Source organism: Vibrio sp. NH-UV-68 (assembly GCF_042940635.1).
GTDB classification, from domain to species: domain Bacteria; phylum Pseudomonadota; class Gammaproteobacteria; order Enterobacterales; family Vibrionaceae; genus Vibrio; species Vibrio pacinii.
Genome location: NZ_CP134975.1, coordinates 1,592,630 through 1,607,145, shown reverse-complemented (window position 1 = coordinate 1,607,145; position 14,516 = coordinate 1,592,630). Strand labels below are relative to the sequence as shown.

Genomic DNA, 14,516 nt, shown 5'->3' with positions numbered 1-14,516 from the left:
TAGCATCACGTAATGCAAAGTGGCTGGGTAACTTATCTGCTGTTGAAGGGTTCTGGCCTGGATCCTAAGAGCATACAGTATAGAAAATGGAATCGGAGTTCAGCCCATGAAAAACAACACCTATGGTGAGTGTCTATGTTCATCAGTGAAATTTTTTATCACAGGGCATGTTCCTCATTTCTATCAATGTCACTGCTCTTTATGCAGAAAATTATCCGCTTCGGCATCGGATACGGCTACGTTTGTCGACAAGTCCCAGTTTTATTGGGAGAAAGGAGTCGAACTTATATCCACTTATCGCCTTCGTTCTGGTTATCGTTCAGACTTTTGCTCTCTGTGTGGAAGTACAGTCCCTCATGAAATGGATAATGGTAAGCAGTTCTGGGTGCCCGCTGGACTCCTTGATTTAGTCGGCAATTGCAAAGTAAAAGCCCACATTTTTGTGTCGTCAAAAGCATCATGGGATGATATATCGAGCAATGCCGAGCAGTATGAAACGATGCCATCGGTAGAGGCGCTGAATAGCATACTCAATGATGATTAGTTCATTCCAAATGGCCTGAACGAATCTTCATTGCATGATATCGAACTTCATGTCAGACGGCAAACATATGTGGTTAGAGCTATTGGAACTTATGAAAGATAGTTGTCAAAGTAATGAGCGGTTTAATGCGAGACTTTGGAAGACGAAGGCCTGAGGCGATAATAAAAGAGCCGTCTAGCTTGTTGTTTTTTTTTGTACCGAGCTTAAGGTTAGAAAACGGCGACCTTTCTTTGACCGCAGTGACTATTAGAAATTGCAGAAGTTCTATGCTAAGCCAAACCATAGCAATTTGTTTGAAGTGATATAGATAACAGTTGTTATGGTCCATGAACGCGATTTCTACCAGTGTGTTTGGCTGAGTATAAGAGCTCATCAGCGCGAACAATACTGTTATCTAGGTTTCCATTGATGCGAGTAAACCCAATAGAAATGCTGGTTCTAATACTAGCCTGTTTGGTTGCGACCCTTTCTCTTAGACGGTCAAGTGTTTGGTGTGCCGCGTATGTGGACTTCGAGTTGAAAAGTAAAAGAAATTCTTCGCCTCCATATCGAACTAAGACGTCATTTTCACGTATGCTTTGTTTAAGCAAGTAACTGACTTCTCGAAGTACTCTATCACCCGTGTTGTGGCCATATTGATCGTTGATCGCCTTAAAGTGGTCAATGTCTATTAAGGCTATATGGGCATCCGCGTTGGCTTCAAAGTCAGGCTTTACGACATCTACGTAGTGACGATTGTGCAATTGAGTTAAGTTATCTTTAAAAGATCGGGCCTTCATTTGTTTCCGATTAGAGTTAACCCTTAAGACCACAAATACCATAAAACTGATAAGGACAATACAGACAGTCAATGCTTGATACAATGACTCAACCAAAGGGTCATCCTCATGATAAAAGGTTGCAAACTTGTATGCGCCAAATTGCCATACGAGGAAACTTATGTCTGTGCCTTTGTAACTCACATTTTTTAAACGCTCGTCACTGTCAATGACAAGACCACTCATTTCCAATGAGTATGGAGGCACTTCACTTGAGAGAAAGTCGACTCGAGTGTGTGTAACCAGTGCGGTGCTGATATTAGAGTTTGAAGTATCCCAGAACTCATCGCTATGGAACCAGACAATGCGAGGGTAAAGGCCTTGTTTGAAAACAAAAAATGTCTTCTCGGGTAAAACAAAGAAACGTTGGTTTGGATTAGTACTGACTTCAGAGCGAATATCCGAAGAGCAGGGAGAATAAGATTTCGGTGCATAGTTGCAATAGTGAGCTTGAAATCGACCAAGAACAGGAGTAGGGGAACTAATGAACTCAGATGAGTTCATTAGTAAATGGAAATAGTGCATATAGCTTTGATAGAGCTCTTTGACGGTTTCAAGCTGCGCAGCCTCATACTCCAGTCGTTTTTCAACAAAAGCTGAGCGAGGGACATTTACCGCAACTAGGCTGCCTAACATGAGACAGACGATGAAAATCTCTCCTTGTACGGGTTTCAACATTCTTTGCCAAGGGATCCGCTTCATTTCCTACCTAAGTCCTTTATCAACTCATCATTTAATCGGCCAAACACAAAGGAGTCAAGAAAAAATGCGCAACGCCTGTAACATACTCGTATGCTAATGGTAAGCATGCCAGCTATAGCGTTGATCTTGTAGCGATCTTGAATGAACACAGTCAGCTCACTCCAATAAAAAGGATATAACAATGGAACATATTGCGCTTCTATCAAAGAGGTAAACGCCACAGATTGTGATGAGTGGATTCGAGCTCAAGATGACTTTCAGTTTGTCTTCCGATGAGGCAGAAGTCTTTGAAAAAAGGTCATAAAGCCAATCTTCTTGTGTAATAAAAACGTCACAAAATAAACCTTGTTCCAACAATAACCTGGATCTATAAGTTTATAGATAGCACGAAAGTGATATTAGTATACAGACTTGGCAAGGAGTAGCACATTTTGATTGGGGACATGAGTAGATGATTAAGCAGAAAGTTGGCTTTAAGGGCGCTTTGCTAGGAGCGATGGTCTCCCTCTTAACTGCGGCACTTGCAATTAGCGCATGGTACGGTTATCAGCAGACTCAGAGCATTGTGTCGGCTAAGGTCGAGCAATATTTTATTGATTACGCTCGTCAGCAAGCTCGCGCTGCAGAAAGTTATTTTGGGCAGAAGACAAGCAGTATTCGCAAAGTAGCGGCACATTATAAAACGACACCTTTTCCAACAAACTATGTAGAGCAAACAAAAGTATTTGCCAGTGCGATGGACATAGGAAGTGTCGTCATCTCTCTTGACAATGGGGAGGCCTATTGGAACCAAACCGCAGATACTTGGCCCAATCATAAATATAATGGAGATGTAAGAACAAGGGAATGGTACCAACTTGCTCAGCAAAAGAGAGGGGTATCAGTTACCGAGCCATATGTTGCGTCAGACGGCGTAATTTGGATCAGTTTTGTCGAAAAAACCTTCGATGGCAGTATCTCATCCGACTTAACACTCGATTTTCTCAATCAAATAGTCAATCAAGTTACTGACATTCCGGGAGCTGTCGCGATAATGATGGACAGCGAAACAACTATATTGGCGTCATCTTCTCCTGCGATAAAGAACGGTGAGAAAGCGATGAACTTGGCGGGATTCGAAGAGACAGCTCGAAAGTCGGTGTCTATGGAGTCCGGTGTGCAGGCTTATGAACTTAGCGGAAGCGAAAAGCTGTTTTTCTCTCAGTCGTTCCAAGTTGCCGATAAAACATGGTATCTGGGAATAGGGGTTGATGAAGACGTGGCATTTTCACAGTTGAATCAACTAGAACTTGATTTAACGCTTGGTGTGATACTTAGTGTAGCGATCTCTCTTTTTGTATTGTTCCTAGTTTTTAGACATGTCTATGAACCGGTTTTAGCACTGCGTGATGTTGTTGAAGGTCTTGCCGAAGGTAATGGCGACTTGACGAAACGTCTGCCAGTACGTTCCCGAGATGATTTAGGAAGGGTTGCTGAAGGGATTAATAGTTTCATTAGTCAATTGCAAGCTATGATTTTGGAGGTAAAACAACTTTCCGGAGAGTTACAATCCCGAATAGAGTCCCTTTCAAGGCAGACCACGCAAAGTGCCGTTAGGCTTAACGATCATGCGTCAGAAACTGAGCAAATAGCCGCTGCTATTGATGAGATGAATGCCACCGCAGAGACCGTCGCACAAAGTGCATCCAAGACAGCTCAGTTAACTCAAAAGGCTGAAGAGTTAGGCTTAGAATCTCAGCTTACTATAGAGAAATCCAAGCAAGCTATATCATCATTGAAGCATGAAGTGAGTGTTGCCGACGATCGAGTTGTGACAATGAACAACCAATCGCAAGGGATCTCGTCAATTCTGACTGTTATCGGTGAAATTGCCGAGCAGACCAACTTACTCGCTTTGAACGCTGCCATAGAAGCAGCCAGAGCAGGTGAGCAGGGTCGCGGGTTTGCGGTTGTCGCGGATGAGGTTAGGAGTCTTGCTGGACGAACAAAGTCAAGTACTGAAGAGATCGAATCGGCATTGAAGCAGTTGCTGTCGAGCAGTCAGTCGATGGTTACAGCGATGAATGAAACACGGTCGTGTTGTGATCAGACGGAAATGAGTGCTGAGGCTTTAGAAGGAAGTGTTTCAAATGTGTCGGAATTAGTCACAGATATCAATGATGCTAGTATACAAATTGCCACATCAGCAGAAGAGCAAAGTAGTGTCACTCAAGAGATTGGGCGTAACATCTCCCAAATCAATACGATTGTTGGTGAGCTACAAAGATCGGGGGCCGAAATGAATGAGGAAACCCGACACTTAGTTGATGCGAACAGACGTTTGAACGCTTTGATGGATCAGTTTCGAGTCGAGCAGTAACTATGAATCCGCTTGCCTGGGTGGTCTTTTGGCGAGGTTTTAGATAGAAGGTGCGTTGCGTAAAAGCGTTATTGTAGTTGGAAATGGAGGCATGAACTATGATGAACTGGTGTCTTCACAATACCAAAGTAATAAAACCACTGTTCGCTGCGCTCCTTGCTGTTTGTTGGTTAATCGGTGCGATCGTGCTGTTTGGAAACTACAAAGACGAGGTCAGGCTTGAAGTAAAGCGATCGCTGAACGAGAGAGCTGAACTTGTTGAACAGTACCTTGAGGTCACGATCCACTTGGTAGAACTGATGCGTAAGCAAATGGAAATGAATATCCATTTGTCGTCCGCTCAGAGGCTTGTTCATCCCCATTACGAGAATGCAAAAGACCACGTGGGATATCGTGTGTGGTATTTGGAAAAAGGCTCACAAAGGGGACCATTGCAATCTAATAGTGATGCTAATCCTGTCGCCATCACGTCTGGTATTGGCTCCATTGACGAACACTCGGAACAACTCAAACATGAACTGCATGCTGCTTTATCTTTAGTGGTAGACATCGCAACGGTGAGAGAAGACTTAGAATACATTTGGGCGTACTATACGTCTTTACAGAAATTTATTCATATCTCGCCATTTGTTTCTTTAGACTCTTTCCATTTCTCAGAAGAGTTATTTCATAAACCATTTTGGTTTGCCGCGATTCCGCAAAATAATCCGGACAGAAAAACAGTCATTTCGGAACTATATGACGATGCTGCTGGTCAAGGTTTGATGATCTCTATTTCTTCACCAGTCTACGAGAACGATGCATTTCGCGGTGTGGTTTCTCTCGATATCGGACTAAACCGTCTCAATGAAGCATTAAGTCTTGGAACAATACCAGGGGAAAGTGTACTGGTTGATGAAAACGGACAATACCTGGCAAAAGCGTCCCCCTTTCTACTTGGTGAAAAGGCTATTGATTTGAGCACGTTACTTCGTGAAGAAGCCTATTACGAAGAAAAAGACTATGTGAGATTTACCATTCCAATTGTACCTGGGGAAGTGTACTTACTACATCGGATGTCGCGCTGGGACAAAAACATGATGGTATTGAGGCAATTAGCACTTTATTTAAGTCTATCCAGTTTTTCACTGCTCGTCATTTTCTTGCTATTTTCCATAAAAATATCGGTAAGCCAGTTGAAAGAACTGGCTGAAAAGGACTCTTTAACCAGTTTGTTGAACAGAAGAACAATCGAGGAGTTGACGCAAAGCTTGATAAAAACGCAGAGTAGGGTTATTTCTTGTCTTATGATCGACATTGACCATTTTAAACGTGTCAATGATGTCTATGGTCACTCGGTTGGAGATAAAGTGATTCAGAGTGTCGCTGAAGTTCTTTCCTGTAGTTGTCAAAATGGTGAACTCATTGGTCGAGTTGGGGGAGAAGAGTTTCTAGTTGTCTTGCCTTATGTTGATGGGCCAATGGCAAAAACTTTAGCTGAACATATTCGACACCGAGTGAGTACCAAGCGTATTGGAGCTCAAGCTATTTCGGTCACACTATCGATTGGGTGCGCGCAAAGACATTACGGAGAGAACTATGACACATTTATTCGTCGTTCGGATAAAGCGCTTTATCAAGCAAAAAGACAAGGCCGAAACAGGGTGATATCGGCCTTTTGAAGTGACACTTATAATTATCTACATGTAAACGTTGGTAAGTACTCGATATTCCGAGATGGTGTTTCTCAGAGAAGGGTTGTCTAACTTTTTCGTACATAGCTCCTCTTCGATTGAATCAATTTCTCGGTTTAATATATCAATCAGATCCGCTATAACCTCATTTTTATGGCCTAGATGCACGAGATTTGTCCTTAGTTTCCTTAAGCTTATGCGTAAAACGAGATCATGCTTGTGCAAAGGGTAGTTAGATTCCAAGCATTCATTGATGTCAGAAAAGCATGATTCGCACACCTCGTTGTCAATGTTTGCCAAGTTTGTTGAAATAGATTTAGTATTAAACGTCGCTGTGCAAAGCTTGCACGATTTAATATGTTGTGTTTTTTGAATATCCATAACCAAGTAGCAATGTTCTTTCCATGTAAAAATAATATGTATCCAAGTAGAGCGCTCTTTTAAAGAACGACGTCAAATGGCACATTGTTAGAGAGAGAAGCGCTTTGTTTGTGCCAACAAGCCTTCTGCTGCTCGAGCGACTTCTTGACTTGAAGCTGAAAGTTCTTGAGCGCTTACAGAGGTTTCGGTGGAAACTGTGCTGATGTGGCTAATTCGTCGGTTAATATCATCACTAACGTGTGCCTGCTCTTCAGCTGCTGTCGATATTTGAGACATCATTTCATCAATTCGTTCAACCGCTTCATTAATGGCTTTAAAAGCACTAACCGTTTCTTGTGACAGGCGGTTGGCCGTCTCCGCTTGTGAAACACTTGTACTCATGTTGTCCGACGATTCTTGGGTCGCATGTTTTACCGAAGTAATGATGTTTTGGATGTCTGTTGTTGATTGCTGGGTTTTCGACGCAAGTTGTCTAACCTCATCGGCAACGACGGCAAAGCCTCGTCCGTTTTCACCGGCACGCGCGGCTTCAATCGCCGCATTCAGTGCCAGCAAATTGGTTTGTTCGGCGATTGTTTGTATCACACTAAGGACTTGATCAATGTGTTGAGTTTCGTTCAACAAGTTCCTCATGTTTGCAGAAGTTTTGGTCATTTCATTCATCAGACCTTCGTTCGCAAGGACACTTTTTTCAAGCAATGTTACACCATCAAGGCTCTTCTGATGTGCCTCCTTGGTGATCAACGCGACAGATTCGGTGTTCGACGCTACCTCCGCAACGGTGCTAGACATTTGATTGACTGCAGCCGCAATCATTTCTGTATCAGTTTGTTGATTGGTGACCGCCGTAGTTGTTTGCTCAGACGCAACAGAGGCTTGTTCTGCGGTTGATGCCAACTCTTGGCTTGACTGAATAATATGACCAATAAGTGATGTTAGGTTGAGAGACATTGATTGCAAGGACGCGTAGACGCTTCCATCTTTTCCCCGGTGTTTGAACTGGTAAGAGAGGTCTCCAGATGCAATTCGATTGGCAAGTTCCATCATATCCCTTGGCTCGCCACCTAAGGGTTTAATAATTAACCTGGAAATGAACAATGCTAACGCCACAGTGATGAGTAAAGTGCTGACCACGCCAATGGCCAACCAGTAATTAATGTCATCGATGGCACGGAACGCCTCGGCAACATCAATTTCTGCGATAACAGCCCATCGAGTGTCCCCCACTTGTATGGGAGAGTATGATGAAAGGACTTGATTGCCATTATAGTCGGTTATTTGCTCGGTTCCTGTACCGCCATTTAAAGCCACTTGAGAAGCTTTTGTTTGAACGCCATTCTGTTCAACGCTGCCCGCAAATGAGGCCGATACTGAGTGCCCTGAAGGATCGAGAAATGAGTCGGAACGCATTTTGAAATCCTCCCCGACTAGATATGTTTCTCCTGTCTCACCCATCCCTTCACGTAATTGCATCATTGTGTTGATGGAATCTAAAGACAGTTGTAGAGCAACAAAGACGACAGGCTCTTTGTTGCTGTTTAGTACTGGTATTGCAATGAATGAAGCCGGAGCATCGAAGGAGGGGGCATAAGGTTCGAAATCGACAATATCAAACTCTAATGTGTTTGATACTTTCTGTATAAGCCTACCTAGGTTTGAACTGGAATATTTGCCAGATAAAATATTGGTCTGATAGTCCGACTCTTTTGCTACTGTATAAAAAATGTCACCTTCAGGGTGAATTAGAAATAAATCATAATAGCCATATTCTTTGAGATAATTGTCGTAATAGGATTCATTTTGACTCATTGTCGGAACTAAAGCAGTATCGACAGACATTTCGGTGACCAAGGTCCAGTTGACAGAAGCCGAAACTTGGACGACCTCAGACATGACGACAGATAAGCTTCCTTGTTGATTTCGGACTATCGTTGGCTGTCCGATTTTGTTTAATTTGGGCAGGTCATACGAAACTTGGTAGTTTGGAGACTTTAGTAAAGATGTGAATGGAGTATCGGAACGAAGTTTAGAATCATTCCCTACGAGGTAGCTGTATATATTAGACTCAGACACAGCGTTTTTAGACATTATCTGGTTGACACGACTTAAGGGTAACTGAAGAGCGACATACCCTAGAACCCTTTGCTCTGAGTCAAGAACTTTTCTGAGCATGAAAGCCGCATATTGTCCTGTTGGTTGATGATGCTCTATATCGCTGAAGACATTGTCATCGGAGTTTTGTACTTGCTTGAAAGCCTTTTGCAAGGCAGTGCTCTTCATATTTTCACCCAGGATACTCAAACCCAAGTCTGAGTCTTGCAACGCTGAATAAATTATCTCTCCGTTCGGTGATATAAGGTATGCGTCATACCAATCAAAGGCTTCTTTGAAGGCGTTTACATGAGGCCCAAAAATATCTCGATGGATTCTCCAACGAGCATTGTTTTCAGTCGGCTGTTCTAGTGAAAAACTGCTATTAAACGCCTTCAAAGCTTCAAATGTATCGTAGCTTTTTGAAAAAAGAGTAAGCTCACGTTCAATTTGTTGAAAGAGAGACCTCAATGAACTTGATTTTATTGTCGCTACCTGTGCCAATTGCCCTTGAGATTGTTGGTAGAAGGCATTGATTGCATTGGATAGGACGGTAAGGTCTGCTTCCCTTTCTTGAAAGTAGGTTTCGACTTGTTTGGACTTAATAGATCGGGTTGCATTGAGCTGGCTATAGGCGCTGCTCTCCAAAGCAGATTTTGTTAGAGATGTAAGGAATAGAGATATTGAAATCAAAGGGACAATACCAACCAATAACAATGAGCCTTTAATTAAGCGTGAAAGAGGGAGTTTCTGGTGAAGTGTTAGTGACATATCAAGCCTAGCCTTTGTAAACGTTTACACGTCATGTTGGAAGTTATTCAACATCTTGTAGGTGTCTGTTATTTGCAATACGAACGTTAAAGAGATGAACAGAACTGATTTTTATATAATCATTATCGATGATAATTATATAAAGTATACGAAAAAGTTGTGACTAATTTCACGTTTCATTTGTATGTAACAAATTGGTAGTAAGTTCTAGAATCATATTTCGATACTGATGTGGTCGAGCTATCTACTCTTGCTAGGTATACAGTCACGGTATTGTTGATGAGCGTTACAGTTTTCGCGCGGGAAAACTCGAGACGCCCTTTTACCGAACGGTCTTGGGAGCAAAATCTGAAGTTGAACAGGACTAGTCTTGACTGAATTGATCAGATATGAACCAACAACATAAACATCTCTGACAGACAGCTCTATGACGTCTTCGTTCTAAACTTGCTTTTCTGAGGATATTAACCTTGTAACCAAGCTTGCCTTTCACCCCTGCCACATTTCGCTATTGAGCTATTTGATAGTGAAAAAGCTCATGTGAAGCCATAATGAACAATCTAAATGTGACCAAATGCAAACATTATGAATGTGCATTAGTAAAAATGGCTTCACTAATTATGGATAATTATTGATCTAGATCGGTTTTAGTCTGACTTTCTTGATAACTCGATGAATATCAATTCACTATTTAATCCATGATGAGTGAGTGAGGTCTGATTGAAATTAAGAATAAAAGGAGTATGTTATATATTAACCCTATACAACACGCGGAGTAAAAATAGTATGAGTCTGATAATCCAGATTACATTTGACTATAAACATGCTTTGCGTTGCGTATTTTCTACCATTACCGCTTGCACTTTTATCGGTTTCTACAAACTCAGTCGCCATGCTTTAAGTGAATGGTGCAACGAGTAAAACTCTTTTTCGTTTTCGAAGTCTTTTCGACGTACTCAATGTCACTTTATCGAGCTTTCTAGTTCGTGTGATTCTTCGTGTTTTGGCCACCTGTATTGCATTCAGTTGATATAACTGATGTTGGCTATGTGTGCGTCGTTTTTTATCGCTCTATTGATCTTAGGGTGATTTAGATTTTAGTAACGATATAGGAGTTATATCCTTATGATTCGTCTAATCACGAACGCAAGTCTATACACGCCTGAGTATGTAGGCATTAAACACATATTGATCGCCGGCAACAAAATTGAGGCAATCTATGACCAAGATTACTGTCTTCAAACCCCAGCATTTGTTGAGGTATTGGACGCAGAAGGAAAGTGTATTGTTCCAGGTTTTGTTGATGGCTTAGTTCATTACTGTGGTGGTGGTGGGGAAGGTGGATTTAAAAATAGAACACCAGAGCTCTTCGCACATGAGGCTAAGGAGTGCGGTGTAACCACGCTTGTAGGCGCTCTAGGTACCGACTCGCTCACGCGGACCGTTTCCAACTTGTTAGGAAAAGCCCGCGAATTGCAAGAGCATGGGCTGTCAGCATACTTTTATTCTGGTTCATATCATATCCCACTAAAAACGCTGACCACATCAGTAGAAAGCGATTTGCTTTATATCCCAGAAATTATCGGTGTTGGTGAAGTGGCATTGGCCGATCATAGAGCATCGGTAATCACCTTTAACGACTTGCTAGATATCGCCCGAAAAACGAAAACCGCCGCGTCACTATCAGGGAAGAAAGGTGTGGTGTTCTGTCATATGGGGGATAGCCCTGAACAACTGTCTTTGATACGAAATGTTGTAGAACAATCCGATATCTCACATGAACACTTCATCCCCACTCATTGTAATCGGAACCCCCACCTTTTCGAAGACGCTATACGCTACGGCCAAGAAGGCGGGTATATCGATTTTACAGCCAGCACTAATGAGGGACTTATTCAGGATGGTGAAGTCATAAGTGCAATGGCCATAAAGCTTGCAATGGAGGCTGGCGTTGATCCATCACTTATCACTTTGAGCTCTGACGCGAACGCGAGCCTTCCTAGGTTTGATGAGAATGGGCATACCATCGGTGTTGATGTTGGTCGTATTTCCAGCCTTTACGAATCAGTAAAACAAGCGCATTTCGAGTTTGATGTGTCTTTCGATAAAGCACTGGCTTGTATCACCAAGAACCCGGCTAAAGCACTAGGATTGGTCCAAAAAGGTCATATTTGCGTTGGGTCTGATGCCGATATGGTTATGCTCGCGAACGACACTCTAGATATAGAAGCGGTTTGGGCTCTAGGTCATAAGGTCTACACCCGCTAAAGATCAAATTATGTATATAAAGAGGTTGAGTTATGGAAACAAAAATAATGGATAGCGCGTCGAAAAAGACGTTCAAGATGCCGACGGTATACACCATATTATTTGCCATTATCGCGATGATAGCGGCTTTAACTTGGGTAATTCCAGCAGGGAAATACGATTATAAAACTGCCGATACACAACAGCTTGTCACGGCACAAGAAGCGTTAAGTTATGGAGGAGGAGAGCGACTCCTTCCTATTCCTGGTACTTACACCGAGTTAGAGTCATCACCACAAGGTGCAATTGATGTTCTTATGGCGCCAATCAAAGGCTTCCACAAGGCAGCGGATGTTGCATTGTTTGTTCTGGTCATCGGTGGCTTTTTGGCTGTCACAATGAAAACAGGCGCTATGGATGCGGGGGTTTCTGCCGTCGTCAATAAGTTTGAGGGGCGAGAGCAACTGCTCATCCCCATATTGATGTTTCTTTTTGCGATTGGGGGCTCAACATATGGTATGGCAGAGGAGACGGTTGCATTTTGGGCATTGATTTTACCCGTTATGGCAGCGGCAGGTTATGACCGTATGGTTACCGCTGGCGTTATATTACTTGGGTCGGGTGTCGGTGTGCTGGCCTCTACTGTGAACCCATTTGCGACCGGTATTGCCTCTCGATTTACAGGGCTCCAAATTGGAGACGGGATCATTCTAAGACTTATCATGCTTGCGATCTTCTTTGTCGTTGCAGTTGTATTCGTCATGCGCTATGCCGCTCGCTCAAAAGCAGATCCCGAAAAATCAGCACTGAATGGTGTTGAGTTTGATGATGACCTAACCAATGAAGTCCAAGCGTTAGAGTTTACCCCGGCTAGAAAAATGACTATGGCCGTCTTCTTCGGTACGTTCATGGTGATGGTTTACGGTGTTGTGCCCTGGGAAGATATGGGCATCGATGTTATGCCGACGCTTTGGTGGTGGTTCGATGAGCTGTCAACCCTGTTTTTCTCCGCAGCGATCTTAGTTGCATTGATTAATCGCATGCCTGAGAGTGATTTTATAAAGACTTTTCTTGATGGCGCTAGAGATTTAATTGGGGTTGCGCTAGTCGTTGCAGTAGCACGTGGTATCTATGTTGTCATGGGTGATGGCGCGATTATTGATACCATTTTGCATTGGGCAGAAGGGCTTGTTAGTGGCCTACCGTCCGGTGTATTTGTTGTTGTGACTTATTATGTCCATATTGTCCTTAGCTTTTTCATCCCTTCTACCTCAGGGCTTGCAACCGTTTCAATGCCACTAATGGGGCCGCTTGCTGATTTCTCAAACGTGGGGCGTGATTTGGTGATTACTGCTTATCAATCTGCCACGGGTTGGATAAATATGTTTGCACCAACATCTAGTCATCTTATTGCTGGCTTAGCGTTAGCAAGAATCCCTTATGGACGTTTCTTTAAGTGGGTAATGCCATTTATTGGGACGGTATTCTTCATTACTAGCATCGTTCTGTTTATTTCTGGGTCAATGTCATAGCCCATTGGCAGTCATTGTTGAGTTGGCGATGGCTGCCTCTTTCTATCTTCATCTCATGAAAAGGAACTCTCAATGAAACAACATGTAATCACTGTGGCACTTGCTACGATATTAGCACTCCCTGCGGTTGCGGAAGAACAACATGGGACGCTAGTTATCGCTGGAGGAGCGCTATCTTCAGCGACAATGGATGTTTATGGAGCATTTGTTAACTCGGTTGATGGTGACCAGGTGAGAATTGGTGTTGTGCCTGCAGCGACAGGGTCAATCAACAAAAAGTTTCTTAAGCTACAAGAAATTTTTTCCCAATTTGGTGTCAATAAAAATCATGTCGTACTTCTACCGCTTGCAGTAAAAGATGACAAGAAAACAAAAGATACAGATGAATCAACATGGCTAACGAATGGCAACGATACACAGTTAGCAGATGACGTTAAGAAGTTGAACGCCATATGGTTTGTCGGGGGAGATCAAACCTTAATAACTCAAGTGCTACTCAATAAAGACGGGACGGATACGAAAGTGCTCGGCTCAATTCGAGAAGTGTTCGATAACGGTGGCGTTATTGGGGGAACCAGTGCAGGCGCAGCGATTATGTCAAAAACCATGCTCGCCGGTGGAAATAGTACAGGAGCATTGTTTCAAGGCTCTAAGAACGATTATACGAGCATGGATGAGCAAGAATATGGGCCTGTGGTCACTCGAAGAGGTGCTAACTTTTTCACTTACGGAACTATCGACCAGCACTTTGACCGGAAAGCCCGTTTAGGCCGTTTGATAGTCTCGTTACTAGAAAAAGCGGATAGTCAGCCAGGTTATGGTGTAGACGAGGGTACAGCCATGGTTGTCAAGAATGATATTGCAACGGTTGTTGGACGAGGTGGCGTTACAGTCATTAATGTAAATTCGGCGACACATACAAGAAAACAGTATCCACTCAAAGCGTCAAATGTGCGTTTAAGCTATTTACAGGCTGGCGATGAGTACAATCTATCTTCACATACCTATATTCCACGGCCCAAGAGTTACAAAACCGTTGGTCATGAGTATTTTGATGTGCCCAGTGCCTCAGTCAGCGGCATTATGAGTTCGAATCGGAACTTAGACGAGTTCATTGGATTTAATATATTGGACAATAAGAGTGCAACACAAGCAATATCTTGGGTTCTAGATGGAGAGAATCAAGGAGTTAAACTGACCTTCAGTCAGGATGAACAATCTCAAGGGTATTGGAGTCAAGACATCACAGCAGACGTCTACAGTTTTGAAAACGTTAAACTGAATATTGAGCCGATTTCTGTTCAGTTCAATGATTAATTCTCTTTTGAGAGTGTCCTGAGTTCTGTGTAACTGTCTAAACTTAAGCCTTAGAGGTTGAGGGCGGACAATATGGATATG

General features: G+C 42.8%; 8 protein-coding genes. 6 read left to right on the top strand and 2 right to left on the bottom strand.

Going from position 1 to position 14,516, the window contains the following annotated elements; translation table 11 throughout:
• Positions 1 to 106 precede the first annotated feature (106 nt).
• Positions 107 to 544 carry a GFA family protein gene (locus tag ViNHUV68_RS07410; protein ID WP_391086924.1) on the top strand — a complete coding sequence of 146 codons (438 nt, stop codon included), beginning with the start codon at positions 107 to 109 and terminating at the stop codon, positions 542 to 544.
• Positions 545 to 861: 317 nt separating this feature from the next.
• Here ViNHUV68_RS07410 and ViNHUV68_RS07405 read toward each other — a convergent pair whose 3' ends face one another.
• The gene (locus ViNHUV68_RS07405) at positions 862 to 2,064 is read right to left on the bottom strand and encodes a diguanylate cyclase (RefSeq protein ID WP_391086921.1); all 1,203 of its coding nucleotides are present in this window, start codon (positions 2,062 to 2,064) and stop codon (positions 862 to 864) included.
• Between the two features lie 451 nt (positions 2,065 to 2,515).
• On the opposite strand from ViNHUV68_RS07405, the gene ViNHUV68_RS07400 reads away from it, so the two are divergent.
• Positions 2,516 to 4,423 (top strand): methyl-accepting chemotaxis protein, encoded by a 1,908-nt coding sequence (locus tag ViNHUV68_RS07400; protein ID WP_391086918.1) that lies wholly within the window; start codon positions 2,516 to 2,518, stop codon positions 4,421 to 4,423.
• A 98-nt stretch (positions 4,424 to 4,521) separates the two neighbouring features.
• Positions 4,522 to 6,084 (top strand): diguanylate cyclase domain-containing protein, encoded by a 1,563-nt coding sequence (locus ViNHUV68_RS07395; protein WP_391086915.1) that lies wholly within the window; start codon positions 4,522 to 4,524, stop codon positions 6,082 to 6,084.
• Positions 6,085 to 6,564: 480 nt separating this feature from the next.
• On the opposite strand, the gene ViNHUV68_RS07390 is transcribed toward ViNHUV68_RS07395, so the two are convergent.
• Positions 6,565 to 9,339 (bottom strand): methyl-accepting chemotaxis protein, encoded by a 2,775-nt coding sequence (locus ViNHUV68_RS07390; RefSeq protein WP_391086912.1) that lies wholly within the window; start codon positions 9,337 to 9,339, stop codon positions 6,565 to 6,567.
• 1,125 nt (positions 9,340 to 10,464) lie between these two features.
• Here ViNHUV68_RS07390 and iadA point away from each other — a divergent pair.
• The 3 genes from iadA to ViNHUV68_RS07375 all read left to right on the top strand — a co-directional run bounded on the left by iadA (position 10,465) and on the right by ViNHUV68_RS07375 (position 14,435).
• Complete coding sequence (gene iadA, locus ViNHUV68_RS07385; RefSeq protein WP_391086909.1) at positions 10,465 to 11,607, top strand: beta-aspartyl-peptidase; 1,143 nt, start codon at positions 10,465 to 10,467, stop codon at positions 11,605 to 11,607.
• Positions 11,608 to 11,639: 32 nt separating this feature from the next.
• Entirely contained in the window at positions 11,640 to 13,118 is a 1,479-nt protein-coding gene (locus tag ViNHUV68_RS07380; protein ID WP_391086906.1) for a YfcC family protein, read from the top strand.
• Positions 13,119 to 13,190: 72 nt separating this feature from the next.
• Entirely contained in the window at positions 13,191 to 14,435 is a 1,245-nt protein-coding gene (locus ViNHUV68_RS07375; protein WP_391086903.1) for a cyanophycinase, read from the top strand.
• The last annotated feature ends 81 nt before the right edge of the window (positions 14,436 to 14,516 follow it).